This window comes from Microcoleus sp. PH2017_12_PCY_D_A, assembly GCF_020738565.1.
Taxonomy (GTDB): Bacteria; Cyanobacteriota; Cyanobacteriia; order Cyanobacteriales; family Microcoleaceae; genus Microcoleus.
Window position 1 is genome coordinate 24,021 of sequence record NZ_JAEQCI010000015.1, and the last position, 26,911, is coordinate 50,931.

Here is a 26,911-nt window from a genome sequence, read left to right on the forward strand (position 1 = left end):
TGCGTCCAAGTAGGACATAATGAACGGCAAGATTTTTGTAAATTAACGAATACGCGGGAATTTGAGGCGTTGTATCCGCACCTGTCAAATAACCCTAATAATATAGGTTCGTAGTGAGGACTTTAGTCCGCAAAATGCTGCGGACTAAAGTCCTCACTACGAACCGTTTTTCACCAAAAAAATATGGATTTAGAGCCAAAAAATCAAGACCAACAGCACCCGCAATACAAGCGCGATCGAGCCAGTGTCAATACTTTATTAGCCGGAGAACCAACCGATCACAATTTATCAGAATTAGCAAGATTAATCATTCGCTATAAAGGATTTCCCGGCGCTAGAGATATCCAAGCCGACTTAAAAACAGCCCTGCAACAATGGAATCATACCGAAGAAACTCTGTACGAACAAACCCGCAAAATTCACGCTACAGGTGAAGTTTACAGGCGACTAAAAAGCGATCGAGAAGATTGGGCTTAATACAGTAAAATTGGTTCGTAGTGAGGACTTTAGTCCGCATCCAAAAAAGGACTAAAGTCCTCACTACGAACCGACATCGCACTCCGCCAGAATCGATCGGGACACAACAATCTTGTGTCCCGACAAAATCCCTCTAAACCATCTCAGCCGAAACAGGCATTGCAGGCTGCGGCTGGAACTGGAACAGCGAATAAACCACATTTCGGCGGATATCCGTCATCATGTCCAAAAACAGCTCGTAACCTTCAGTTTTGTACTCGATCAGCGGGTCTTTTTGTCCGTAACCGCGCAATCCCACAGACTCGCGCAAAGCATCCATTTGCTGCAAGTGTTCCCGCCACAAAGTATCAATTTGCTGCAAGATAAAGAACCGCTCAGCATCGCGCATCAATTCCGCTCGGATCGCATTAACTTCAGCTTCCTTCATATCGTAAGCATTGCGAACTTGTTCGTGGAGGAAAGTTTTGATTTCCTCAACAGACAAATCCTCTAATTGATCCGGAGTCATGTCAGCTAACAGATAAACAAATTCCTTCACCTTGCTGACGAGTTTTTCCAGTTCCCATTCTTCCGAAGGCAAATCGGGATTGATGTATGCTCCCACGATGTCGTCCATCGTTTGTTCGGCATACTTAATTACCTGTTCCTTCGAGTCCAAACCTTCCAAAACTCGGCGGCGTTCCGCATAGATGGCTCGACGCTGATTGTTCATCACTTCGTCGTATTCAAATACCTGCTTGCGGATGTCGTAATAGTAGGTTTCGACTTTTTTCTGAGCGCCTTCGAGCGATCGAGTCAGCATTCCAGATTCGATCGGCATATCCTCCTCAACACCGAACATCTTCATCAAATTACCGACCTTTTCGCCGCCGAAAATCCGCAGCAAATTGTCTTCCAAACTCAAGAAAAACCGCGTTGAACCGGGGTCTCCTTGCCGTCCCGCCCGGCCCCGCAACTGATTGTCAATCCGGCGCGATTCGTGGCGTTCCGTGCCGATAACGTGCAAACCTCCCAACTGCACGACTTCATCGTGTTCGGTGCTGGTAAAAGCATCGTATTCGCTGCGAGTACGATTGTAAGCTTCCCGCAATTTTTGAATTACGATGTCTTTTGTCGGCGCTTTTTCCGAGGCTACAGCGACGATGTCATCGGCTTGCAATTCCGAGAGCGATCGCTCGCCGTACTCCTTCACCGCCAATTCCACCGCCGCCTTGAGCATTTGCTCGGCCTCTTTCGATAGCTGCGTCGGGAAAATCTGCGCCGAAGCTTTCCAAGACTTGACCTTTTTCCCAGTTTGAGCAAAACCTTGAGCTGCGGGGCGGCCGCCCATACCGGGCGCTTGCACCAGCGAAAACCCGTCCTCATCATCGGGGCGCACGATCCGGGGCATCAAATACTCGCGCAACTTGAGGCGTCCCATGTACTCGGAATTACCGCCCAAAATGATGTCTGTACCGCGTCCCGCCATGTTGGTGGCGATCGTCACAGCACCTTTGCGTCCGGCTTGAGCGATAATTTCCGACTCCCGCTCGACATTTTCCGGTTTCGCATTCAGCAAATTGTGAGGAATCTTGAGTTCCCGAAGCAGCCGCGACAGCAACTCGGATTTTTCCACGCTCGTAGTGCCCACCAGCACCGGCCTACCGATTTCGTGCATTTCAGCGCAGTCTTGGGCGATCGCCTTCCACTTGCCGGCCTCTGCCTTGTAAACCATATCCGAAAGGTCGCCGCGACTGGGAATCCGGTTAGTAGGAATCAGCGTCACTTCCAGACTGTAAATCTTCTCAAATTCCGTTTCCTCAGTCTTCGCCGTCCCAGTCATCCCCGACAGCTTCGGATACAGCAAAAAGAAATTTTGATAAGTAATCGTCGCCAGCGTCTGAGTTTCCGGTTGAATTTCCGCGTGTTCTTTGGCTTCGATCGCCTGGTGCAAACCGTCACTCCAGCGCCGTCCCGGCATCACCCGCCCAGTAAACTCATCGACAATCACCACTTCGCGATCGAGATTGACGATGTAGTTAATATCCTTAATAAACAATTCCTTCGCCTTAATCGCATTAAAAATGTAATGCGCCCAAGGGTCAGCCGGATCGTACAAATCCGTCACGCCCAACAAATTCTCAGCTTCACCAAACCCTTCATCGGTCAACAGCACATTCCGCGCCTTTTCGTCAACCTCGTAATGTTCCTCATTTTCCTTTCTCAGAGCAGCAGCCACCTCAGCCGCCCGGATGTACTTCTCGCTGGGGCGTTCGACTTGACCGGAAATAATTAGAGGCGTTCTGGCTTCATCAATCAGCACCGAGTCAACCTCGTCAATCACGCAGAAATTAAAAGGACGCTGCACCACATCTTCCATGACAGTAGCCATGTTATCGCGCAAATAGTCAAAGCCCACTTCGCTGTTGGTGGCGTAGGTAATGTCGCAGTTATAATTTTTCTTGCGTTCCACCTGATCCATGCCTTGCTGGATCAGTCCCACAGTCAGTCCCAGGAAGCGGTGAACCTGTCCCATCCATTCGGCGTCCCGCCGTGCGAGATAATCGTTGACGGTGATGATGTGCACGCCTTTACCTTTGAGGGCGTTGAGGTAAGCTGGCAGTGTAGCTACCAGAGTTTTACCTTCACCGGTTTTCATTTCGGCAATTTGGCCTTTGTGGAGGATGATGCCGCCGAGGAGTTGGACATCAAAGTGGCGCATTCCTAAAACTCTCTGTCCCGCTTCCCGCACCACTGCAAAAGCTTCGGGCAAGATTTCGTCTAGGATTTCTTTCTCTTCGTTGAGAGATTTAGCTTTGGCCAGACGTTCTTGAAACTGGGCTGTTTTGCCTTTGAGTTCGTCGTCTGAGAGGGCGCGGATTTCTTCTTCCAAGATATTGATATCAGCTACCCAAGGCTGAAATTTTCTCAGTTTGCGAGCGTTGGGGTCGCCGAGTAGATTTTTAAACATGGCAGGAGAGGCAGATTTTTAATAATTTAGCTAGTAGCTTTCGGGGTTACGGGCTGTAGTGTGAGCCACAACGCTTACCTTCCCCGATTGTAGCAAGCATTGGCTCTGCTCAGGAGTCGAAGGCGTCTTTGGGGGCGATCGCTCGATTTTAGATTTTAGATTTTGGATTTTGGATTGAAGAATTGACTTCTCTTGTCCCTTGCTGATTAAGCAAATCATTTCCACAAACTATTGAGTAGGGGCGTTATGCGGGCAGTTTGTGGATTAGGTGTATAGCCCGAAGGCGGATGAGGAGATTTTAGAGCAACGAGAAGTCATTGTAATTATGTCATTCTGAGCGAACCGAAGAATCTCGCTCGATTCTTCGCGGAGTTTACTTGCAGAACCCTTCACTCCGTTCAAGGGTAAACTCCGGGTCGGGATCAGAATGACAGACAATAGATGCGTAAGTCCTGTAGTCAACAAAACGGTTACTGATTTTTATTGACTAACTTATAAGCTTGATAACCTCCGTAGGTTAAAAGTGCCCCTGCTGCCACAATTCCTCCAACTGAGAGAGTCACTCTTTGCAGCAACAATAGTTGTTGCTGTCGTTGTCAAGCCCAACCAACCTGCGACACCAGCAGCAGGCACTGTTGCAGTAGTGGCTATAGGTACGGTGGCAATTGTAATTGAACCCAATGACGAACCACCAAGTGCAGCGATTCCAGCGATCAACTCGTTTTTCATTTCTCTAACTATTGTGATAATTTTATATCTTATTTCATAATTTACTGCATATTTTGTGTCCTGTCAATATAGAATCAAAAATAATTAGGATTTTCCAGTGTCTCTACCGGGGGGCAACGCAGCATTTTAAAAGATTGATAATTTCAACTATTTCTAAATTTAGGACACACTTCAAATGCTAATTGTGACCCATAAAAACAAACATCAAACTCAGTAAAAAAAATTAGTTTGACCTAAAAGAATCGGAATATTATTCACCCTAGTCCAGGCAAAAACTAACTGAACTGGCTCAAAGTCCCCTACTTTTGCCAAGACTAATAACCCTTTCGTTTCAGCCCTCGCTAAATTCCCTGCTAAAGTAACAGAAAATCTTTGCTCTTCCCAAATTGCCCCTAATTGCACCCCAACATTATAGGGCAAAACATTTACGCTAGCTCCTGTATCCAGTAAACCCATAACCTCAACAGAACGATTTTGATAAGTTAGTGTTAAAGGCAGATACGGAACATCAGCTAAAACACCAGATTCATCTCGTTTAGGTTGAAAAGAATATCGCCTGCCGTTAAACATTTTGAGCTTGTTTTTGTTCTGTTTCTAGTAACTGCATTAGTTGCTCTACTGCACTATTAGAAGTATGCACGGAATACATAATTTCAGCAGATTCATTGCCCATGACAATTCCTTCTTCTTTTGCCAATTCTGCTATTAAAAACAGCATCATCTGAAATTTTTCAGCACGAGACAATTGAAGCAGTTGGGCTAATAATTCAAGATTTGACATAAAACGCCATTGAATTCGTTTTTCCATTTTATCACAACCTTGAGATTTAAACTACTCCACAACAGCAGTGTGAATTCCTAATTCCTGAACAGGCTTTCCGGCCTGTTCCACAAAGAGTCAATTTGATTGTGGAACAGGCAAGATGCCTGTTCTTGAGAATAGTGCAATATCTCAGATTAACCCTACTCTTCAACAGGTCGGGGCACTTCGTAAGTCAAAAAGTCATAGGCCATTTTCGTATTGGGAAAAATAGCCTGGGCTTCTTTGAGCAAATCGTCTAGGACGATCGCATTTCCCGGAGCATAACGCGGGCTAAAATGCGTCATAATCAACTGTTTCGCCCCAGCGAGCAAAGCAACTTGAGCTGCCATCGTCGAAGTTGAATGCAGGCGATCGAAGGCCATTTGAGCATCTTGATGAGCAAAAGTTGCTTCGTGTACCAACAGATCGGCATCCTTCGCCAAGGCTACCGCGCTGTCACAAAAAACCGTGTCTGTACAGTAAACAAACTTCCGCCCGACTTGATCCGGGCCGCAAAAATCACTACCTTTAAACTGTCGCCCGTCCGATAATTTTACCGTCTTTCCTTGTTTTAATTGGCCGTAAACTGGCCCCGACGGAATACCCACAGCCTTCGCTTTTTCTACATCAAAATGTCCCGGACGGTCTTTTTCGGTAACGCGATAACCAAAAGCAGTAACTCGGTGTTTCAAAGGAGCGCAGCTAACAATATATTCGTCATCTTCATAGACAACTCCCTCGTGACTTTTGTGTACCTTCACTGGGTAAGAAAAATGAGTTTGAGAATAGCGAACGCCAGCTTGCAAATATTCTTCAAGTCCCGGAGGCCCGTAAAGGTCGATGCGCTTGACATTCCCCGCTAAACCGCAGCTAGCCAGCAAACCCATTAACCCGAAAATGTGATCGCCGTGCAGGTGAGTGATGAAAATGCGGCTCAGTTGGCTGACTTTTAGCTCGCTGCGGAGGAATTGGTGCTGGGTTCCTTCGCCGCAGTCAAACAGCCAGAGTTCGGCTCGCTGGGGCAAGCGCAGGGCGATGCTGGAAACGTTGCGCGATCGCGTGGGGACGCCGGAGCTAGTTCCGAGAAATGTAATCTGCAAGAGTCAAATCACCTCAATTAAATCTTAAAAAATATGTTACAAATATCCAGAGTGCGGCGAATCCGACATAAAGGAAATAGTCCCAGGCAGGAACCGGGATAAATCGCTGTTCCTGCGAGCATCTAGTCGTTCCAATCATTGCGGCGCACAAAGTGCCAAACCCAATTCTAACGTTTTCTTTCTGCCGTTCTCCTTCCTTTTTCCCGAACCTTCCCCAACTCTTAAAAATTCTCAAACTCGTACAGCACAGGAGGAAATTTTTCAAATGCAGTCAGGAGTGTTCTTTACTTCCGTTGTTTCGACATTAAAAAAACGCTACTTTTGGATGGGGCTGTTGTTTTGGCTGGTAATGGTAGCCCCAGCGCAGGCCGGGCTGATTTTGCGAGTTGCGGTACAAGACGGGACGAGTCAGATTAAAGTCGGCAGTTCTACTAAGGCTGCCATCCGCGACAGCAGCGGGCGCAATTTGGGCGAACTGCCGGCAAATAGTTCTCAGTCGGCTCAATTTCGATCGGGAGCTGTGGCAATTGGCCGCTGGGCTGCGAATCAAATTTGGATCGAGCCGACCGGAAACGGTTATGTTTGGATTGGCGATCGGTGGTATCGGGGACGCACGCTTCTAGTTCCCGAAAAAGGCGCCTTAACCGCCGTCAACTACGTCGATATCGAACAGTATCTCTACAGCGTTCTGGGCGCCGAAATGAGCGGCAATTGGCCTCAAGAGGCTTTGAAAGCCCAAGCAGTCGCTGCGCGTTCCTACGCTCTCCACAAGCGCCTCAAAAGCGAAACTGACCTTTACGATGTAGACGACACTCAGTCTTCGCAGGTGTACAAAGGATTGCAAACAGAATCTTCGGGTACTTATGCCGCAGTGGATGCCACCGCCGGTCAAGTTCTGACTTACAACGGTCAGATTATTTTAGCCGTTTTCCACTCGGCGTCTGGCGGACATACCGAAAATGTCGAGGATGTTTGGACGGAACCCTTACCTTATTTGCGGGCTGTTCCTGACTTTGACCAAGGGGCGCCGGTTTACCAGTGGAAAGAAAATTTTTCCCGCGCTCAAATCAGCAACCGGATTTCTGGTGTGGGTAATGTAATCTCGATGAAACCAGAACGCACTACTGCTTACGGCAGCGTTTTGTCCATGAAAGTAGTCGGAGATGGCGGTTCTAGGGTGATGACTGGCGCTGATTTGCGTCGGGTTCTAAATTTGAGGAGTACCCGATTTACTGTGATTCCTCAGTACGGCGGGATTTTTAATGGCAGAAATAGCGGGAAGCCTCCTACAGGTTTTCAAGTTGCTGGTAAAGGTTTCGGTCACGCTGTGGGGATGAGTCAGTGGGGGGCTTACAATTTGGCTAGGCAGGGATACAGCTACCAGCAGATTTTGCTGCACTATTACCGGGGCGCTGCTTTGGCTAGAATTGCTGTGCAGTAACTGTTGGGAAGAAGGAAGTTCGGCAACGGATGCAAGTAACGGATGTAACGGATGTAACGGATGTAACGGATGTAACAGATGTAACGGAAGAAGTTTGAGGGAAGAGGGAAGAGGGAAGCATAATTCCCTCTTACCAATTCCCCATAACTACTGACTAATGACTGCTGACTAATAACTAATGACTGATGACTAACTAAATTAAGGATTGCTATGCAAAAGTGGGATTATTTATTTGTGGATGCGAATATGTATCCTTTTGGTAATAAGCTGATTAGTTTATATGTGAACGGTGAGGAAATGCGAGATTGGAAACAAGGCTCGCTGCATCTATTTGTCAATCAGTTGGGGGAGGATGGGTGGGAACTTGTGGCTCTCCGCCACGACTCGAAGTACGACCAAAATTGTTTGATTTTTAAGCGCCCTAAAATTGTTAAAAAAACTAAGAATACTAAAGAGTCTCAGGTACAGAAAAATTGACCTACCTCACTCAATTAAACTGGTTTGTAGTGAGGACTTTAGTCCTCATCAATTCAGAGGACTGAAGTCCTCACTACAAACCTTTATTGATTTGAGATTTTGACTCAAAAATCTAATATCGATCGATCCTGCGCTGCCATTCACCATCTATTTTGGCTGATTGTTCTAGTTCTTGTTGAGTTAATTCGCTTTCTGTGGTATAAGCTAAGTCTTCCCCTGTCAGAACGTTTTCGCCTGCAAATTCCTGGGCGTAGGCGAGTTTTTGCTGCAAGTTGGCATCGGGTTGGTTTAATAACATGGCTCGCTGCTGCCGATCGTGATTTCGAGCTTCTATCTGGCTATTTTTCCACTGAATCCAGAAGTACCTGATTAAGGGAATTGTCAGAAATCCGACGCCGTAAATCAGCAGCAGTGGATAAATACCGCTGACGAAGCCGATGAATCCACCTGCGATCGCACTTTTAGTCAATAAATTTCCCAAAACTAACGCACCCACAAGATTGATGGCTCCTAAACCTGCTGCGAGCATGATTTGGCCGGAGTCGGCGCGGCTGAAACGCCACAGCATTTCTCGCAAATAAGCTCCTGTTGATTGAGGATTTTGCAGGAGGGCTGTGGTTTGCAGTTGCGGAAAATGGTAGATGATTTGCCCTTCGGGACTGACTTCGGGGCGGCCGTCAAAACGGGCGAGGGCTGGTAACATATATTCTTCGTATTCTCGGGCGTATCCCTCTCCGAGATTGTCGAGATAGGGCGCAATTTGTTCGGCTGCGACGGCGCCTCGGTTGTTGCGAATTGCTGTGGCTATATCGCTCCACTTGCGCTCTTCTAGATTTTTGTTGGGATTCCCGTCTCCAAATATGAAGGAGAAAACTGCTTCCAGAAAACTCATCTGGGGTTTTTGGCCGCGATCGCGCGATCGCTGGTAGTCTGGTTCGTCATGGTTCCAGTAAAATATCCAGATTAAGTCATTCCAGAAGTAGGGAAAATAGAAAAAGCCACCGCCACCGCCGTCGCCTCCACCGCCACCGCCACCGCCACCGCCGCCTCCCCCGCTATCGTTGTTGCTCATGCTGGAGAGTAAAAGCGCGATCGCAACAAAAATTAAGAGGATGGAAGCTACCAGCACTAGGCCAAAAGATATCCGAATCAAGTAAAATAGAACTCGCCAGATTTTTTGCCACCATTCCTGCAACTGCAAGCGCAAGAATTTGTTTCGCAAAATATCTCGAAAGTTGTTGGGAAATAGGTAGGCAATATCGCCGGATTCTGCTACTTGCAGGTTGCCGCCTGCTTCTGAGGCGAGGGTTAAAAGTTCTCGCTGGGCAAAATTGACATCTAATCCAGCTTTTGCCGCCACGTCTCCAACCGTAACGCGGTAGCCAAGTTGCTCGACGGCTTGCATAATGGTGGGATTCGGAGCCATAGGTCGATCTCTGTAAAAATTATCTGTTATTTTTATTATATATTGCAGGATTTAGAGCTGGTTTTGACTCCCTTGTTTATAAAGTTTTTTGCGATCGCCCTTGACTTGAGAGCCAAATATTGCTATGGTTTGGCGCGATCGCCCGTTTAGTCCGGCAAATAGGTTAAAGAAATGTGGTTTTTTTTGCAAGTCTGGCAATAGGTATTTTAAAATAGACAGGACTTGGGCGAGTGCCGCAAGCAAGGGCGTGTTTTTAGGTTTGCAGTTGTGTCTCACCAGCCTTTGAGGACTTCTTCGGCGCAACTCTCAAGCCAAACAGTTGCCAAACTCTTAATAGGAAAACTTTACAGGCTAATTTTTATGATTAGCTACTAACCAAAGAATTGAATTATGCCCAGAACTCAACGCAACGATAACTTTATTGACAAAAGTTTCACGGTAATGGCGGATATCATTCTGAAGATTATGCCGGCGAAAAAGCAGGCTAAGGAAGCTTTTGCTTATTATCGGGATGGTATGTCGGCTCAAGCTGATGGTGAATATGCGGAAGCGCTGGACAATTATCATGAAGCGCTGAAGATTGAGGAAGATCCTTACGATCGCAGTTATGTGTTGTACAATATGGGCCTGATCCATACTAGCAACGGCGAACACGATAAAGCTTTGGAGTATTACAGCGAAGCGCTGGAACTGAATCCGAGAATGCCGCAAGCGCTCAACAATATTGCTGTGATTTACCACTATAAAGGGGAAAGGGAAAAGGAAGCTGGTAATGCTGAAGCGGCGGAAGGGCTGTTTGACAAAGCTGCGGATTATTGGAAGGAGGCTATTCGCTTGGCGCCGAATAATTACATTGAGGTGCAGAATTGGCTGAAGACGACAGGGCGATCGCAAATTGATGTGTATTTTTAACTATGATGGGAATGGGGAATAGGAAATGGGGAATGGGGCATCGGGCATAGTTAATAGTTAGTAGTTAATAGTTCGTAGTTTCTCTAATAACAAATAACAAATAACACATAACTTGTTTGGCCTCTTTGCCCCATGCCCCATGGCCCATGCCCCATGCCCTATGCCCTATGCCCTATGCCCAATTCCCAATTCCCAATTCCCGATTTTTATGATTGACAGAGAAGAAGTTCGGAAAGTAGCGAATTTAGCCCGATTGGAATTAACGCCGGAAGAAGAAGAGCAGTTTACCGGTCAACTGAACGGTATTTTGGATTATTTTGAGCAGTTGAGCGAACTGGATACGACTAAGGTAAAGCCGACAACTCGGGCGATCGATGTTAGCAATGTAATGCGATCGGACGATTTGCAACCTTTTGCTAACCGAGAAAGTATTTTGGCTGAAGCTCCCGATCGCGATGGGGAGTTTTTCAAAGTGCCTAAGATTATGTAATATCGCGCCCGGTCGATTACCATAACAAAAACCGTTCGTAGTGTGGACTTTAGTCCGCAACATACTGCGGACTAAAGTCCACACTACGAACTTTACTTATTGCGGTCAACCGACGGGACACGATATAAGATGCTCGCAAAGCACTTTAATATCGACTTCATTCTTCAGTCCGCGCAGCATCCGGACTTTGTATGTGTAGGGGCGGTTTCAACCGCCGACTGTTGCGACTTTTTCGGGGCTGTGGCTTTTTCGGGGCGGGCTCCTGTGCCCACCCCACTCATTGTTTCCTGCTAAATTCTCACTCCAAAAGATGCGGCTAATTCCCTTTCTGGCTGCATACCAACTGTCGGCGGCATCGATCGATTTGCTACTTGCTCGATCAATTGTAATTGCTGCGGCAGCATTTTAGCTAAACTGTAGCGTTCTAGGGCGGTTTGACGGGCTTTGACGCGAATTTCTGCCATGCGGGTAGGATGGTCTAAAACTTCGTCGATGCGATCGGCTACTTGTTTCGGCGAGAAGTAATCGACGATTAAACCGTTTTCTCCATCGCGGATAACTTCTCTCACCGGGCCTGTATCGGAACCGATTACTAAACATCCTGCCGATAGAGATTCAATCATCGACCAAGATAGCACGAATGGTCTGGTTAAATAAACGTGTACGTCCGATGCTTGAATTACTTTTAAATACAGTCCGTAAGGTAGCGGCCCGACAAAGTGGACTCGCGACATATCTAGCGGCACTTTTTTGAGCATATGGTCTTTGTAAGACTCGCCGTTTGGTAAAGAACGGCCGTAACAAACTCTGTCTGAACCAACAATTACAACGTGACAGTTGGGGCGGCGTTCTTGCACGTAGGCGATCGACTCAATGAACTCTGGAAAACCCCGATAAGGTTCCATTCCCCGCGATACGTAGGTGACAATTTCATCAACGCCGGACAAATCTAAGTTCGGCAAAATTAGTTTAGCACCGGGATCTGGCTTGAAGTAATCCGTATCTACGCCGTCGTGGAGTACGGATAATTTTTGTTGCAATTCTGGCGGGAATTGCGATCGCTGCCAATAAGTCGGCGACAAACCCCAATCGCAAGAATATAAATCGATCAGAATCGGCGCATTTTTGATTCTAATTCTCGCCATATCGTCAACGCTTAAAGGTTCCGCCGGATCGAAATCTGCATCGGAACCGATCGCATGATAAAACCATTCAAAATAACACAACAGCGGCGTATTGGGAAAAGCTTCTTTGACAAACAGTGTCGGCCCCCAACCGGAGTGTCCGCAAATAATATCCGGTACAAAACCGTCTGCTTTGAGTTGTTCTGCCATTCTAAATACGGCTTGTCCGTAGATGACGGCACTTTCTAAGGGGCGCACGTATTGGTGAGTCTGGGCGTTGGGTTCGCGGCTGGGGGTAAATGCTGCTTTGCGAACTCCGGGAATTTCCCATTCTGGACGCTCGTTTTTAGTGCCGAAAACAATTTGATTTTTGGGATCTGCGCCTAAAGCCGTGATAATGTGGCGGTATTGGGCGGGGAAGTTGGGGTGGAGAAATAATGCTTTCATTTGTCATTTGGCAGTTGGCAGTTGGCAGTTGGCAGTTGTTAGTTGTTAGTTGTTAGTTGTTATTGGTTAGCTGCTACCAATAACAACTAATCAATAACAACTAACCAATAACCAATGACTAATAACTAATGACTACTGACTAATCATTGGTGCTTTGCAAATCCAGACGCAATCTCGCGGTACTGAAGATGTATTTTTCAGGATTATTTCATAGTTTAAATGGTTGAGAAATTTTTCCATAATTGTATCGGTCATTACTGAGAATGCAGTGCCATCTCTGCGTCCCAGCAAGTTTTTGTCCCACTCGCCGGCGAATTTTTGCCAACCCAATTCGCTGAGAATATTGCCGTGGTGAAAGACGCAAAGGCGATCGCCCCGCAGCAGTTTGGGAATGCGAGTTAGGTAGTTGAATATGTCTACCGGCTCTACGTGCACCATTGTATCGTAGCAAAAGCAGACATCGGCTGAAGCTGGGGCGATGCCATCTAGCGTTAAACCGTCGAGTTTGACGTAGGAAACGCGATCGACTCCCAAGCGCGATCGCGCGGCTTGCAGCATTTGACTGGAAATATCGGCGCAAATTAGGCGATCGCAATATTTCAGCAACAGCGAACCAGTTTTTCCGCCACCGATACCAATTTCTAAAACCCTATGTTCTTTTTTGATGTACGGTGCAACAAATTCCTGTTCGATCAGTGCTTCGTATTCGGCTAAGGAGTTGGCCGCACCAGCAGCTTTACCTATCCATTCGTCGCCAATATGGGAATGTTCCGGATTAGTTTGTTCCCACTGTTGGGCGTAACTGTCCCATGCTGTTTCATAATCTACTCTTGGGCGATCGGTCATTTTTTCATCATTCATTTTTGATTATTTTATAGTATAGATGGATCAATTTTCAAGATGTTCCGCAATTGTCAGCAAATTGTATTATGTCCTTACTATAAACTATATATGTAGGGTGCGCAGTGCGCACCTTACTGTATTATGTCCTTACTGTAAACTATATATGTAGGGTGCGCAGTGCGCACCTTACTAAGAACCTGTGAGGATTAATGACTGCTGAAATATGCTTCGCAGAAAATGTCTGCATAGGCTTGAGTCATCTCCTCAAAAGTATTGAGTGAATCCAAGACATATTTAGCATTTCCAGCTAACTGCTGGCGCAAGGATTTATCCTCCAACAAACTAATCAAAGCTGCAAGTAATTGATCCGGACGATCGGGCGTATAAAACAAACCGTTAATTCCCGGCCTCACTTGTTCCTTAATTCCAAAAACTGGCGATGTAATAATTGGTAAATCGCAGGCCATCGCTTCCAAAATTACTCTCGGAAAACTTTCGACGCGAGAAGTGCAAACAAAAATATCCGCCGCTTTGTAATATTTTCCTGGTTCCCCGGTTTCCGGGACTACTGTCACCCTTTGCCGCAACTCGAACGGCAATGCGTTCACCATATCGGCTAATTTGTTGCTGTAAATACTCGGCCGATCGCCCACAATGAAACACCTAATCTTATTGTGCCATTTCTCAGGCAAAAGTGAAAGCGCTTGAACCAAATCCTGCTGACCTTTCCGTTCGCACACTGTTCCCAACAGCAACAATACCACATCTTCCGCTGCAATACCTAAAGTTTGTCTGACCAATTCAGAATTCTCGGAATTTTTCAGTTTGCTCAAATCTAAGCCGTTGTGAATCACTGTAAAATTGTGGTGGCTGTTAAGGGGCAAATACCTGTCCCGCGTTGCATCCGCTACAAAAATCACCTTGTAAGGAAAGCGGAAACACTCCAAAGCTCTCGCCGCAATCTCCGAGCCAAACCTGTTAAAATAAGTTTGCCAAGGTTCGCTTTCGTGCACGTTCCACACCGCCGGAACTCCGATTTCTCGCGCCGCATCAACTACAAAGAAGTTTTCTAAAGTATTGGCATAGATGGCATCTACTTTTAAACTTTCAATTTCCTTACTAAAACTCCGGATAGCTTCATCGTAAGCATCGCGCTGGTAGATGTGTTCGAGGGGATTGTCGCGTACAATGACTTCAATTCCCTGTTGTTCGTAAGCTTGGCGCAGGGGGCCGTCTGTGGTGCAAAGTACGATCGGCAAAATCACACCCTCAGCCGCCAATTTCACCGCAATTTCGTACTGATGCAGCGGTGCCCCCGTAAAATCCAGCGAATTGCTGCACATCAAAACCTTAAGAGGATGAATAGAATTGTTTGTATTGGCTACCAACAAACCAGAATCCGAAACTTCCAATGTATAACCCTCTTCCTTTTTCCCTCTTCCTTCTTCCTTCTTCCCTCTTCCTTCTTCCTTCTTCTTTCCCTCTCCTTTCATAAAAACCCGTCGGGGTTGAATATGAAAATACTCATCTTCTAAAGACAAATGAGGACTGTAAAAGCTGTCATTTTTCCCCGCATACTTGCGTCGAAAAGCCGCCACTTCTTGAGGATTGTCAGTAAAACCTCTCGAAGTTCCCTCCTTATGCAACAACTCCGCATCGGGACAATACACACACCGATAACCCCGTTCTAACAATCGATATCCGTAATCGACATCATTGTAAGCAACAGCAAAATCATCCTCATCAAAGCCACCCAATTCTAAGAACAATTGACGGGGAGTAATCGTGCAAGCAGCAGTTACCGCCGAGTAATTTCGCGTTACCATCGCTTGAGAAAGATAGCCTCGATTCTCCTTATCCATCAGCTTAAAAGCGTGACCGGCCAAACCGTGATGGAGGCCGTGAATTACTCCCGCGTGCTGAATTCTACCGTCGGGATATAACAGTCGCGCGCCGACTGCACCAACGCCGCGAATTTGAGCGTATCCCACCATTTGACTCAGCCAGCGCGGGTTGATTGCTTCAGTATCGTTGTTCAAAAACAATACATATTCGCTGTCAACTTTCTCGACGGCGCGGTTGTTGATTGCTGCAAAACTAAACTTGCCACCAGGATTTTTGATTCGCAAAACTTGGCAAGTTAATTGCTTTAAATATTCTAGAGTTTTTGGATCGTCGCTTTCATTATCTATGACAGCAATTTGAAAGTTTTTGTAGGTTGTAGTTTCCAGAGAATCTAGACAGGCTTTCAGCAATTTCACCTGATTTTTAGTAGGAATAATTACCGTTACTGACGGGCCGTCATCCGGGAAATCTTGGGCAAAGATGCCCAAATTTTCTTTGGTAGCCCAGGCGTGCTGAGCAACATTGCCATTAATTTGTCGGCGGTTTAGTGCGTCTTGGATTGCTTTTTGACCTGCGCCAAAACTGGCGGGTTTCGCGGCCCCAGATATGGCTGTAGAACCGGGTGCAGTTCGCCAATGATACAGCACTAGAGGCAGGTGCGCGACGTGGCGACAAATTTCGGTTGCTCTTAAGGCAAAATCGTAATCTTGCGAGCCTTCAAAACCGAGGCGCAAGCCACCTATTTCTTCAAAAATCTGTTTTCTGACGGCGCACAAATGACCGAGATACATATAGGAAAGCAGCAGTTCTGGCGACCATTGGGGTTTGAATTGTGGGGCGAAACGGCGACCTTTGGTGTCGATTTTGTCGTCGTCTGAGTAGAGAAAATCGGTGGTTGGATGGGTGGCAAAATATAGCGCGACTTCGCCTAGGGCGTCGGGAGTTAGTTCGTCGTCGTTGTCTAAAAATAGGATGATGTCGCCTGTGGCGAGGGCGGCTGCGCTGTTAGTTGCGGCGCTGATGTTGCCGTTTTCTGTGCGAAATTGTATGCAGATACGATCGTCCTTTTCGGCCCAATTTTTCAAGGTGTCAGCAACCGTGGCGTCGGTACTGCGATCGTCAGCGATGCAGAGTTCCCAGTTTTGATAGACTTGATTGATTACACTGTCGATCGCACTTTCGAGAAAATCTATCTGCGGATTGTACACTGGCATTACCACCGAAATCTTGGGTAGCGCTTCCCCACAGGATTTTAGCCGAGAAATCAAGTAATCGCGCGATCGACTATTCCACTGATTCACCTCCAACCAAGCGTCATACCTATCAATCGGTTTCGGCACCACAAAACCCGCAGGCGGTAGCAAATCCCCCGGCGCAGTCAACTGTTTTTGCTGTTGGTAAATCTTCCCCAACTGGCGCATCACCTTGACAATTTCCCAAGGCATCGGCACAATTCTGCCCAGACGCTGTTTTCTCTCCCTAGCCCGCTGCCGGATTGCCTCTACAAAACTCGAAAACTCCTCAAATTTATCAGCACTTCGCTGCCAAATATGGTAGCGCCGCACAGTCAATATTTGTGGCGCTTGAAAATACAAAATTTCCTCGGTATCTAACTCAGCTTGCAGCGAAACTTGCCATTCCCCTGGCGGCAAATCGACAAGTGCCTCAAAGCCACTTTCCGAACTGTTAACCCAGTCGGGAAACACTTCGCCGACATCTTTTCTCCGCAAACCGTAGGCGCATTCTACAGAAATATCTCCGCACACAAAGCTTAATTTAGCAATTTTGCGATCGTGGTGACAGCACCAACCTGCGAACAAAATTTGACCCTGACGCTGTTCCCACACTACGGGTACATCTAACGATGCTTGAATTGTTGAAACCAACAGCGGATAAGTTGCCAAGAGATGCCAATTTCCGCCTGCTTCTTGGGCTTCTAGTACCACTTCGTGCCGTCCGGCAGGCGCTTGCAATTCAATAGTAAAACCCGCTTTCCTCGCAGCCGGAATATTAGAATGTGCTATCGCTATATCGCTTCTTTCTATGCCGTAAACGCCCGAAAATATTTTGTCATCAATTCGGACACGCACTGCTTTAATCTCAATCTTTGTGTTAAATACCCAGCCCACAATTAGGAGATTGGAATCGCTAATTTGCCAAGTAGTGGGTTGGTCTAACGAAAAAATATATTTCGGGAAGAGGTCACGGATTCGGCGCCTAAAACCCCACAAATTTTCTCGGATTTGCCACCAGTCAGAAGACTTGATTGCCTCAATTTCTGCCCGCACTCTTTCTGTTTCCTGGCGCGATTTTTCTAAGTCTTCCCGACTTTCATTTAATTTTTCCTGAGTTTGACTCTGTATTGTTTCCAACCACAGTAACTCAGCTAACTTTTGCTCCAATTTGAATTCTTTTTCTTCGTATTTTACCTGACTCTTCCCTAATTCTGCTTCTAATTCCAAGACTTTTGCTAAAGCTGTTTGAAATTGCGATTCTTTGCCGGCAAGCTGTACCTGAGTTTGTCCTAATTCTGCTTCTAATTCCAAGACTTTTGCTAAAGCTGTTTGAAATTGTGATTCTTTGCCTGCAAGTTGTACCTGAGTTTGTCCTAATTCTGTTTCTAACTTCAGGACTTTTGCTAAAGCTTCTTGAAATTGCGATTCTTGACCGGCAAGCTGTGCCTGAGTTTGTCCTAATTCTGTTTCTAATCCGAGCAGTTTTGCTAAAGCTTCTTGAAAATTTGATTCTTTGCCTGCAAGTTGTACTTGAGTTTCTCCTAATTCTGCCTCCAATCCCAACACTTTCGCCTGGGCTTGGTGAAATTCTTCTTGCCACTGTTTGATTTCGGAATTGCTGGTTTTTTGCTGTTTTTCCAGCAAGCGGATTTTTAGCCAATCTTCAAAAGGCCCGACAGAAGATGCTGGAAAATGAATAATTTTATCGCTGGCAGAATTCGATTCGCTGCCCAGATTGCCAGCTTGGGTTTCCAAAACTTGATATAGTTCTAAGGCTTCGGGAAAATATTGTTCTATTAAACTCGGCCTATGACTTTTGACAATATCATTTACTAATAAAGATTCTTCAAAATTGTCGGCAGGTATCGCACCTAAGTTAACGTTAAATTTGTCGTTGACTCGATCGATAAAAAATTCCGGAGTGTTGCCGATCGGGTAAACGTTGGCCAACAGACAGCGATCGGGAAAACGTTCGGACAATTCTAAGACTTTTTGGTTGTAGTGAATCCACATTTTTACTGCCATTTGCGGATTTTGCAGCAAGCTGACATCGGTTCCCCGGCGGTACAGCGAATCCACGACTTCCCAGGGCGATCGATAAACGCAGATGAAATTGGCTGTGGGAAGCAAATTTAGCCAAAAATCCCAAAACAGGGCGGTTCGCGGGTCTTTCCAGCCCCAATGGTTGTCAGTTTGTTGGTTTTGCGCGATCGCCCGTTTGGCAATTTCCACATATTCCGCTGCTACCGGAATCGTTTGTTCAAACGTACAGCCGAGTTCATCTATGCCGTGCGATCGTAAAACACTCTTGTGAAACTCAACAAAATCAACATTCTCGAAATGACCTTTCACATTTCCCACCGCCGGGCCCACCAACTGTTTACCAATATCAACTCCGACTTTCTGAAACAAAGAAGCCGTTAAAGATGTACCGGAACGGTGCATTCCAGTAACAATAAAAACCGACGGTTTGCTGTCATTCATACTCACAATTTCTCTCCCTCGCCCTAATTCCCACACCATTTTTACTCGCTACACCAGTTCCCAAAAACAATGCAATTTTCGACCCAATTCTAACCCTTTGTTCATCATTTATCCCCAATCGAAAATCCAGAATTCAAAATTTAAAATCGAATTATTCTCCCGCTAACCCGATCGCTCGCCTGACTTGAAACCACGTGCTTCTCAACTTCCAGAACTTGCTACTTTTCATTGCCACAACTAGACATTGCGATTGCTCTAGTTCTTGCTTGACATTCATCAACTGATTTTCAGTCTTCTCCAACTGCATTTGCAGAGACACCAACTGACTTTGAGTTTGTTCCAACTGCGAGTGAACTGAAATTAATTGATTTTGAGTTTCTTCCAACTTAGTATTAGATTCTTCTAACTGAGTTTCACTAATCATTAACTTACTTTGACTTTGCTCCCATTCTATCTTAGCCCCAGCTAGCTGAGTTTCAACCAATTGAAGTTTGAGTTGAGTAGACCCCAACAAAGACCGCGATTGCTTTTGCCTTACCAGCGATTGCACAGTGCAAGTTTCCAAAATCCATGTCAAACCGTAGTTATTGATTGCTTTAACGGTTAACACATCCTGCGGCCCCACAGAATTTTTCGGTAAATAACAGTTCCAACCCGACTGCAAAGCCAAATCAGTTTCAAAGTGTCCGGCCACATCCTGGCGATCGTAAAAAGGCTCGCACCTCTGCACAAACTCACCGTTTACCAGCACTTGCAAATCCTCAATTTTACCGCCGCCATTCAGATCTGCCGCCCATCCTTCCAGATACAAATTCTCCTTATTTGTAAAAGCAGCAACATCAACATATCCTTCCGGGTGCTGATTGAATTTCAACTCCGAAAAATCTCTAGATAGTTGATTTGTGACAACATACAAATCCTGAAACCTGCATATACCTTTTTCGATGCGGTGAACAAAAGCCTTACCTGCGCTAACTTTATCGACAACTTCTCTGACAAACTTTTCAGTTACATAAGTTGTGCCGTATTCCTCCTTATCTAAAGACTGACTTTCGCTGAGGGCGCTGAACAAAATACCATTAGCAGGCATTTCTACATTAGGAGCTCGCAAACACTCATCGTGAACGCTGAACATCAAAATACCGTTAGGAGTCAACAAATCATACAAATTTTGCAACCAACTTGTAAAAGTTCTTTCCGGCATATGGCTGAAAAAAGAATTAGCCAGAATGCAGTCAAATTTGCGATCGATTAAATAATTTTCTGGTTTTCCAGTCGAAACAATACCGCTAACGCCGAAGTATTCAGCTTGAAACTTAACCGCATTAGCATAAATATCAGAAACCCAAACTTGTTCCGGCGGCATTTCCTGAATCAAAAACCGTGTAAATCTACCGTAACCGCAGGCAAAATCTAGAAAAGATGGTACATTTTCAAAACTGCCAAAATGCCAATCCACAACCTGTTTAACAGTATCCAGGATGCGGCGCCCCAGCGAATAATAGCGCACCAAAGCCCGATCGCGATCGTCCTTGACATTGCTCAACGCAAACAAATACATTTCATCATTTTCGCAGATATTTAGTTTAAAATCTTCGGGAAACTTAGTTTGCTCTCGAATAAATGTTTCGATTACCGGATTTTGGACTAAATCTAAATTGCTCTCGCTCATTGTTTTCACAGAATTTTAGATGACTTCGGTTGACGCCCCTTTCACCAGAGAATCAGAATTAACAACAGTTAAACACGGTTCGATCAGCAAGTCAACGATGCCGTTACCGCAGGACTCAGTACAAGACTGAACTCTAAACATCGCCACATCAACGCAGCGATCCAGATAAGTTAAATCCTCATCTACCGTTCCCACAACCCCCGCATTCAAAAAATAAACCCCAGGATTTAGCAAACATTTAAACTGAAACTTCACGACAATTGTCGTTCCCGCTTCCACATACCTAACTGACTGACTAGAAGCCTTCAAAGAAGCACCAGCCAACTCAAAACCGCTAATCGTTTTAATCAACATTCCAAACCTCACCTTGGAAGTTGACCGCGAGAAAGTGACAGAGTAAGTGTAAACATAATCCTCACGACCGATCAAGTGATTTACCACAATTCCTTTCAGCGTCTCGATGTGCGGGTTGATAATTTCCGCTCCGCGAGACGGATACCTCACCGTATTCGACGGTATCATCCCCGGATCGTAAAATTCATCATAATGTTCCTGGGATTTCGAGTGATATTGCTCCGGTTTCACCTCCGTCTTTGTGCTTTCTAAATTAGCATCCTGAAGATTGTTGTCACTTTCTTGCTTTGTGAGTTGATTTAGCGATCGAATATCTGACTTCAGCCCCAATACTTTATCTGGATCTGCATAGATCAACTTTTGATACTTAGAAATTACCACCTTGGGCGTGTGAGCGAGCAGCAATTCTCCGCTATCCATTAAAATTGCTGACGTACAAAGTTGCACCACCGAAGTAGCAGCGTGAGACACAAATAAAATGGTGCCGCCACCTTCTTGAATGCTTTGCAAGCGGGCAAAACACTTGCGCTGAAAAGCTTCGTCGCCTACCGAAAGTGCTTCGTCAACCACCAAAATATCCGGTTCGACGCTAGTCGCAACAGCAAAAGCCAGCCTGACAAACATACCGCTGGAATAAGTTTTGACTGGCTGTTCGATGAAATCTCCAATATCAGCAAAAGCAGCTATTTCGTCAAACTTTGCTTCAGTTTCTTTTTGACTGAATCCCAGTATTTGAGCGTTGAAGAATACATTTTGCCGCCCGGTAAATTCCGGGTTAAATCCGCTTCCAAGTTCCAACAAAGCGGAAATTCGTCCTTTCACATCCACGCTGCCGGTGGTGGGCGTCAGCGTCCCCACAATTATTTGCAAAAGAGTGCTTTTTCCCGAACCGTTGCGGCCGACAATTCCTAGAGTTTGTCCTTGAGGAATTTCCAGATTGATGTCGTGGAGAGCCCAAAATTCGTCAGCGAGTTTTTTGCTGGGGTAAATAATTTCTTTTAAGCGGTCTCCTGGACGATCGTATCGCTTAAAGCATTTAGAAACATTTTTTAGTGAAATTACATTTTCTGTCATCCGATTTTAGATTTTAGATTTTAGATTTTAGATTGATATTATGTCCGATCTCACTAAAAATAGGTTCGTAGTGAGGACTTTAGTCCTCAGATTTTTATGAGGAATGCGAGTCCTCACTACAAACCTTTATTGGAATTTTAGATTTTAGATTGACTTGCGATCTCAAATAAGTTTACCAGGAGAAATTGGTTTAAAGCCGGAACCCTTGTAGGGAGAAATCAAAAAAAGACGATTCATTACTCGAATCCTCGGACTTCCAGGTAGAGGTCGCCCTCAACTGTCAACTGTCAACTGTCAACTGTCAACTGTCAAAGCACGTCAGCAAAAGCGGGGCGCAAACGGCGGTAAACTGCAAAACCTGCACAAAATATAGCAGCAGAAATCAGCGTGGCGACACCCCATTCACCCCAATGCTTGACTTCTCCAAGCAGTATCAGATCTCGGTAAATCTCGGAGATGGCGGCCATTGGATTGAGCCAAAATATCCACGCTCGCCATTCTTCGGGGATGATTGATGCTGGATAGACGATCGGCGTCAAATAAAACCAAAAATTTAGAATAACACCTAATGTCTGAGGAATGTCTCGCAAAAACACTGTCAAGCCCGCTGTCAAATATCCCAAGCCCGCTGTTAGCAGCAACTGAGGCGCCCAAACCAGTGGTAGCAAGAATAAAGTAGCGTTGAGCTTTTGCGTGGACACTGCTACGATCAAAATCAAAGCTGCTAAACCGAGAGAACTTTCAATAAAAGCTGTCAAAATCGGCACTAGCGGCAGCAAACCGAGGGGAAATACCACTTTTTTGACTAAATTTGGCTGCCCAACCACGGATACTCCCGATTTAATCAAACCGCTGGTGAAGGCACTCCAAGGCAATAAACCTGCAAACAGCCAGACTCCAAAGGTAATATCACTGTTTTCGGGGAACCCTGCAAGTTGGAGCTTTACCTTGAGGACGATCGAGAATACATAAGTGTAAATCACCAATTGCGATAGCTGATTCAGCAGCGGCCACAAATTGCCCAGAATCGAACCTTTGTATTGAGCTTCCAAGTCCCGGCGCACCAATGTTGTCAGTAGATGCAGCTTCGTCCACCGTTGGCTGCTTGCGGGCATCCTGCCGCGAGCCGATCGGGCTTTTTGGGCAACTCCTTTCACCGTTCTCAGCAATTTTTTCGCCCTCGTTCACTAACCTTCACACCTAAATCAACTCCAGCTACGATTGTGCAGCTTTTGCTAAACCGCAATTATTCCACAGCCCCGCCGCTTTGATCAAGCATCTGCTGCCAAAGATCAGACTCGGCGGTTGAAACCGCGTCTATACAAACGAAGTCTGCCTCCGCAGACTGAAGAAAATAAGAGACAAAATTGCAAAAGTCTTTTTAATCAATTTTTTGAGCGGGACTATAGCCCATCCTAGCTATTTTTGCTAGAGGTCTACTTTAGCCGATCGCCTGACTCACTGCTGAACGTATCGCCAGTTTTTGCTCGTCGTCGTAGCCCCACCGCTCAAAAAATTCCTCGTACTCGCCGCTAGCATTCTGCAAACTTTCCAGCATTTCGGACGCTACAGCTTTACAGGCGGGCATTTGCAGGATTTGAATCAAATTGTGCGATCGCCCCTGCACTCTAGCAGAACCCGCGGCTCTTTCCTCGCTTTGATGGCGCGAATGATAGACAACCATCGCCGACGACATCGCTAAATTTTTCACCAGCAGTTCTGCTACGATCTCAGGAGCCGATCGCAGCGCCTCGATAACTCCTGGTGACGGCAGATCTGCCACCTGTGCATCACCCGTCAGATAGGTAACAAAAAACCCCCGAGCACCGTTCTGTGTTTTCACCAGAGAGGCCACTGCTTGCTCGATCAGAGCCTCTGAAAGTCGATCGGCCTCAATTTCGGCCAACAAAGATTGAGTCAGCTCGATCGCCCCCTCAAAAGTTATGCTTTCCGAGGCTAATAAAGAAGATGGAATACTCATAGCGAACTCAATACTGGTAATGATTCCGCTCACAATTGTAAACAATTCCCATTGCCCGATCGCAAATAACTATGGCAATTATCTCCTCCAAACAACAACCACCCGACCCAAATCTACCCGAAGACATAGCCCCGGCCCCCCGGAAAAAAGCCGCCAAACCCCAGACGGAATCGCTACTAGAATCGCAAGAACTACCCGACGAAATCAACAACAAACAAGAAGACAAAATCCGGCCCCAGCGGTTAGCTGAATACATCGGGCAAAAAGACTTGAGAGAAGTTTTGGCGATCGCAATTGCAGCAGCCAAATCCCGCGGCGAACCGATGGATCACCTGTTACTGTACGGGCCACCGGGATTGGGCAAAACCACAATGTCGCTAATTCTAGCAGCAGAAATGGAAGTAGAATGCAAAATTACCACCGCCCCCGCCCTAGAAAAACCGCGAGATATTGTCGGATTGCTCGTCAGCCTCAAAGCAGGCGACGTGCTGTTTATCGACGAAATTCACCGCTTATCTAAAGTTACCGAAGAAATCCTCTATCCAGCGATGGAAGACTGCCGGTTAGATATTACGATCGGTCAAGGAAAAAGCGCCAAAATCCGCAGCATTCCGCTGAAACCCTTTACCTTAGTAGGCGCAACCACAAAAGTTGGATCGCTGACATCTCCATTGCGCGATCGCTTCGGCTTGATCCAAAGACTGCGCTACTACGAAATAGACGAACTGAGTCAAATTGTCCAAAGGAGCGCCCAAGTTCTCGACACTAAAATTACCCCAGAAGGAGCCGAAGAAATTGCCCGCCGCGCTCGCGGAACACCCCGCATTGCCAACCGCTTGCTGCGCCGAGTCAGAGACTACAGCGAAGTCAAAAAATTAAAGCCAATCAATGCCGAAGTTGCCTCCATCGCCCTCGAATTGTTCAACGTCGATCCGCTAGGTTTGGATTGGACAGATCGGTCTCTTTTGACAGCAATGATCGAAAACTTTAACGGCGGCCCGGTGGGTTTAGAAACCCTCGCAGCTTCTACAGGAGAAGACACTCAAACAATTGAAGATGTGTACGAACCTTATTTAATGCAAATCGGATTTTTGCAGCGAACAAGTCGGGGCAGAATTGCCACAGCGGCTGCTTGGAAACACCTAGGTTTTGTCTCACCTAAATTATTGTAACTTGTACGCTCTCGCTTCTTCGCGTTGCCAAAAAAAATCAAGCAATTAAAACTGTGGACGATTTAAAAACTCCTTCATGAGAGGATGCCGTTTAACAAAACCTAGAACACCGAGGAAGCTATCTATGAGGGCGCTAGCAAGAGGCGATCGGTGAGTTCAAAAAGGTGGGAAGTTAGCTACACTATACTAAAGCCAATTGCTTTTTCAACTCATTTCCCAATAGCTACCTATGCAAATCACCTTGAATCTTGACGAATCTCTTCTCAACGAAGCCCTGCTACTCACCAATCTCACCGCTCGAGAAGAACTGATTAAACTCGCTTTACAAGAACTTGTGCGATCGCGCCGCAAGAAAAACCTGCTAGACCTCGCGGGACAAATTCAGTTTGCTCCAGACTTCGACCACAAAGCCCTGCGCGAAACTCGTCATGTTGTTGATTGATACATCCGTTTGGATCGGCGTCTTCCGCGATCGTAGCGGTCAAGTTCGCCAACAGCTTGAAACTCCGATCGGCGATCGTGAAGTTTTCCTCATCCGACTTACCAAAAAAATGGGGTTTAAAGCCTCGCCCTTTTAGGGCGACTTTAATTAGTCCCTGCTATAATATTATCGTAGGCATCAACGATAAAATGATTATCTACGAAAGCAAATTAGAAGGAACACAAAATCAGTATGAAAAGCTGGATGCAGCTATTCGTACTGGTCGTTTTGTGCGTAATTCTATCATTCGTGCTTGGATGGATAATCAAATTAAAAGCCGCAATGAGGCTTATGCCTACTGCAAAACGCTAGCCGATCATCCAGAATTCCCTTGGGCTAAGCAATTAAACTCTCAAGCCCGACAAGCTCACGTTGAAAGAGCATGGGCATCAATCGAGCGGTTTTATCGGAACTGCAAAGCTAAAGTCCCAGGGAAAAAAGGTTTCCCTAAATTCCGCAAATCCCAAGTTAGAGACTCTGTAGAGTACAAAGTAACGGGTTGGAAACTTTCAGAAGATAGACGGCATCTAACTTTCACCGATGGGTTTCAAGCTGGGACTTTTAAACTTTGGGGAAGTCGAAACTTGCATTTCTCTCAACTCAACCAAATCAAAAGGGTTCGAGTAGTTAGAAGACACGACGGCTATTATGCACAGTTTTTAATCGACCACAAAAGGGAGGAAAAGAAAGAATTAACAGGCAGACAAATAGGACTAGACGTAGGTTTAAATCATTTCTACACCGATAGTTTTGGTGAAAAAATAGACAACCCGAGATTTTTGAGAAAAGACGAACGTAGGATTAAAAAGCTACAGCGTCGTCTATCTAAAACTCAAAAGGGAAGTAAGAAGAGAGTCCAAGCTAGAAATAAATTAGGTAGAGCGCATCTCAAGGTATCGCGCAGACGTAACGATTGGGTATGTAAATTAGCCCAGCGCGTCATACGGTTTAACGACTTAGTAGCGATTGAGAACCTAAAAGTGCGTAACATGATTAAAAACCACTATCTAGCTAAATCAATATCTGATGCTGCATGGTATCGTTTCCGAGAGTGGTTAGAATATTTTGGTGTAGTTTATGGTGTCCCCGTGATCGCTGTTAATCCAAGCTATACAAGCCAGAATTGTTCTAATTGCGGACAAAAAGTAGTGAAAACTTTAAGTACCCGAACTCACAAGTGTCCGCACTGTGGCTATATCGCAGATCGAGACGAAAACGCAGCCATCAACATTCTTAAATTTGCTTTTAAACAATCAGCAACTACCGTGGGGCGCACGGAATGTGAAGTCTCTGGAGAGATTCCCCTCTGCTTGGTTTTGGAAGCAGAAAAAAGTAAGGGAACTCCGCGAAAGAGAAAACCTAAATAGTGATATTTAGAATCCCCGTCCCTTTTAG

23 protein-coding genes are annotated in these 26,911 nt (G+C 45.9%); 10 read left to right on the forward strand and 13 right to left on the reverse strand.

Features of this window, described 5'->3' with window-relative positions; translation table 11 throughout:
* The first annotated feature begins 183 nt into the window (after positions 1-183).
* Complete coding sequence (locus JGK39_RS03050; protein ID WP_293251318.1) at positions 184-477, forward strand: DUF3288 family protein; 294 nt, start codon at positions 184-186, stop codon at positions 475-477.
* A gap of 133 nt (positions 478-610) precedes the next feature.
* On the opposite strand, the gene secA is transcribed toward JGK39_RS03050, so the two are convergent.
* Positions 611-3,427: a preprotein translocase subunit SecA gene (gene secA / locus JGK39_RS03055; RefSeq protein ID WP_293251316.1), complete on the reverse strand. Its 2,817-nt coding sequence runs from the start codon at positions 3,425-3,427 to the stop codon at positions 611-613.
* Positions 3,428-3,950: 523 nt separating this feature from the next.
* Between secA and JGK39_RS03060 the strand changes: the two genes are divergently transcribed.
* Positions 3,951-4,196 (forward strand): hypothetical protein, encoded by a 246-nt coding sequence (locus JGK39_RS03060; RefSeq protein ID WP_293251314.1) that lies wholly within the window; start codon positions 3,951-3,953, stop codon positions 4,194-4,196.
* A gap of 170 nt (positions 4,197-4,366) precedes the next feature.
* Here JGK39_RS03060 and JGK39_RS03065 read toward each other — a convergent pair whose 3' ends face one another.
* From JGK39_RS03065 to JGK39_RS03075, 3 genes are all read right to left on the reverse strand, one after another.
* Entirely contained in the window at positions 4,367-4,726 is a 360-nt protein-coding gene (locus JGK39_RS03065) for a retroviral-like aspartic protease (RefSeq protein ID WP_293251312.1), read from the reverse strand.
* Positions 4,719-4,964 carry a hypothetical protein gene (locus JGK39_RS03070; protein WP_293251310.1) on the reverse strand — a complete coding sequence of 82 codons (246 nt, stop codon included), beginning with the start codon at positions 4,962-4,964 and terminating at the stop codon, positions 4,719-4,721. The genes JGK39_RS03065 and JGK39_RS03070 overlap by 8 nt, the downstream gene beginning before the upstream one ends.
* Positions 4,965-5,119: 155 nt before the next feature.
* Positions 5,120-6,058 carry a ribonuclease Z gene (locus JGK39_RS03075; protein ID WP_293251307.1) on the reverse strand — a complete coding sequence of 313 codons (939 nt, stop codon included), beginning with the start codon at positions 6,056-6,058 and terminating at the stop codon, positions 5,120-5,122.
* Positions 6,059-6,323: 265 nt separating this feature from the next.
* Here JGK39_RS03075 and JGK39_RS03080 point away from each other — a divergent pair, with 265 nt between their 5' ends.
* Together JGK39_RS03080 and JGK39_RS03085 are read left to right on the forward strand one after the other, a co-directional pair.
* Positions 6,324-7,499: a SpoIID/LytB domain-containing protein gene (locus JGK39_RS03080; protein ID WP_293295746.1), complete on the forward strand. Its 1,176-nt coding sequence runs from the start codon at positions 6,324-6,326 to the stop codon at positions 7,497-7,499.
* A gap of 210 nt (positions 7,500-7,709) precedes the next feature.
* Complete coding sequence (locus JGK39_RS03085; RefSeq protein WP_293295744.1) at positions 7,710-7,976, forward strand: hypothetical protein; 267 nt, start codon at positions 7,710-7,712, stop codon at positions 7,974-7,976.
* A gap of 112 nt (positions 7,977-8,088) precedes the next feature.
* Here JGK39_RS03085 and JGK39_RS03090 read toward each other — a convergent pair whose 3' ends face one another.
* Positions 8,089-9,402: a hypothetical protein gene (locus tag JGK39_RS03090; RefSeq protein WP_293295742.1), complete on the reverse strand. Its 1,314-nt coding sequence runs from the start codon at positions 9,400-9,402 to the stop codon at positions 8,089-8,091.
* 51 nt (positions 9,403-9,453) lie between these two features.
* Entirely contained in the window at positions 9,454-9,645 is a 192-nt protein-coding gene (locus JGK39_RS03095; RefSeq protein WP_293251301.1) for a hypothetical protein, read from the reverse strand.
* Positions 9,646-9,792: 147 nt separating this feature from the next.
* On the opposite strand from JGK39_RS03095, the gene JGK39_RS03100 reads away from it, so the two are divergent.
* Positions 9,793-10,314, forward strand: a complete 522-nt coding sequence (locus JGK39_RS03100; RefSeq protein WP_293251299.1) for a photosystem I assembly protein Ycf3 — start codon at positions 9,793-9,795, stop codon at positions 10,312-10,314.
* Between the two features lie 208 nt (positions 10,315-10,522).
* Positions 10,523-10,804 carry an Asp-tRNA(Asn)/Glu-tRNA(Gln) amidotransferase subunit GatC gene (gatC, locus tag JGK39_RS03105; RefSeq protein WP_293295740.1) on the forward strand — a complete coding sequence of 94 codons (282 nt, stop codon included), beginning with the start codon at positions 10,523-10,525 and terminating at the stop codon, positions 10,802-10,804.
* A gap of 290 nt (positions 10,805-11,094) precedes the next feature.
* Here the strand turns inward: gatC and JGK39_RS03110 are convergent, their stop codons facing one another.
* The 7 genes from JGK39_RS03110 to JGK39_RS03140 form a co-directional block, all read right to left on the reverse strand.
* On the reverse strand, positions 11,095-12,375 hold the full coding sequence (locus tag JGK39_RS03110) for a glycosyltransferase family 4 protein (RefSeq protein ID WP_293251295.1): 1,281 nt from the start codon (positions 12,373-12,375) through the stop codon (positions 11,095-11,097).
* Positions 12,376-12,507: 132 nt separating this feature from the next.
* Entirely contained in the window at positions 12,508-13,236 is a 729-nt protein-coding gene (locus tag JGK39_RS03115) for a class I SAM-dependent methyltransferase (RefSeq protein ID WP_293251293.1), read from the reverse strand.
* Positions 13,237-13,424: 188 nt separating this feature from the next.
* A complete protein-coding gene (locus JGK39_RS03120; RefSeq protein WP_293295758.1) occupies positions 13,425-18,788 on the reverse strand; it encodes a glycosyltransferase in 5,364 nt (1,787 codons plus the stop codon).
* Between the two features lie 145 nt (positions 18,789-18,933).
* Positions 18,934-20,454 carry a class I SAM-dependent methyltransferase gene (locus tag JGK39_RS03125; RefSeq protein ID WP_293295738.1) on the reverse strand — a complete coding sequence of 507 codons (1,521 nt, stop codon included), beginning with the start codon at positions 20,452-20,454 and terminating at the stop codon, positions 18,934-18,936.
* Between the two features lie 15 nt (positions 20,455-20,469).
* Positions 20,470-21,882, reverse strand: a complete 1,413-nt coding sequence (locus JGK39_RS03130; protein WP_293295736.1) for an ABC transporter ATP-binding protein — start codon at positions 21,880-21,882, stop codon at positions 20,470-20,472.
* Positions 21,883-22,190: 308 nt separating this feature from the next.
* The gene (locus tag JGK39_RS03135; RefSeq protein WP_293183358.1) at positions 22,191-22,997 is read right to left on the reverse strand and encodes an ABC transporter permease; all 807 of its coding nucleotides are present in this window, start codon (positions 22,995-22,997) and stop codon (positions 22,191-22,193) included.
* A 326-nt stretch (positions 22,998-23,323) separates the two neighbouring features.
* Positions 23,324-23,863: a hypothetical protein gene (locus tag JGK39_RS03140; RefSeq protein ID WP_293295734.1), complete on the reverse strand. Its 540-nt coding sequence runs from the start codon at positions 23,861-23,863 to the stop codon at positions 23,324-23,326.
* Between the two features lie 71 nt (positions 23,864-23,934).
* Between JGK39_RS03140 and ruvB the strand changes: the two genes are divergently transcribed.
* The 4 genes from ruvB (at position 23,935) to JGK39_RS03160 (ending at position 26,883) form a co-directional block, all read left to right on the forward strand.
* A complete protein-coding gene (ruvB, locus tag JGK39_RS03145) occupies positions 23,935-25,035 on the forward strand; it encodes a Holliday junction branch migration DNA helicase RuvB (protein ID WP_293251283.1) in 1,101 nt (366 codons plus the stop codon).
* Positions 25,036-25,264: 229 nt separating this feature from the next.
* A complete protein-coding gene (locus JGK39_RS03150) occupies positions 25,265-25,477 on the forward strand; it encodes a type II toxin-antitoxin system VapB family antitoxin (RefSeq protein WP_293251281.1) in 213 nt (70 codons plus the stop codon).
* Positions 25,464-25,613, forward strand: coding sequence for a hypothetical protein (locus JGK39_RS03155; RefSeq protein ID WP_293251279.1), 150 nt, complete (start codon positions 25,464-25,466; stop codon positions 25,611-25,613). The genes JGK39_RS03150 and JGK39_RS03155 overlap by 14 nt, the downstream gene beginning before the upstream one ends.
* A 52-nt stretch (positions 25,614-25,665) precedes the next feature.
* Positions 25,666-26,883, forward strand: coding sequence for a transposase (locus tag JGK39_RS03160; RefSeq protein WP_293251277.1), 1,218 nt, complete (start codon positions 25,666-25,668; stop codon positions 26,881-26,883).
* Positions 26,884-26,911: the final 28 nt, after the last annotated feature.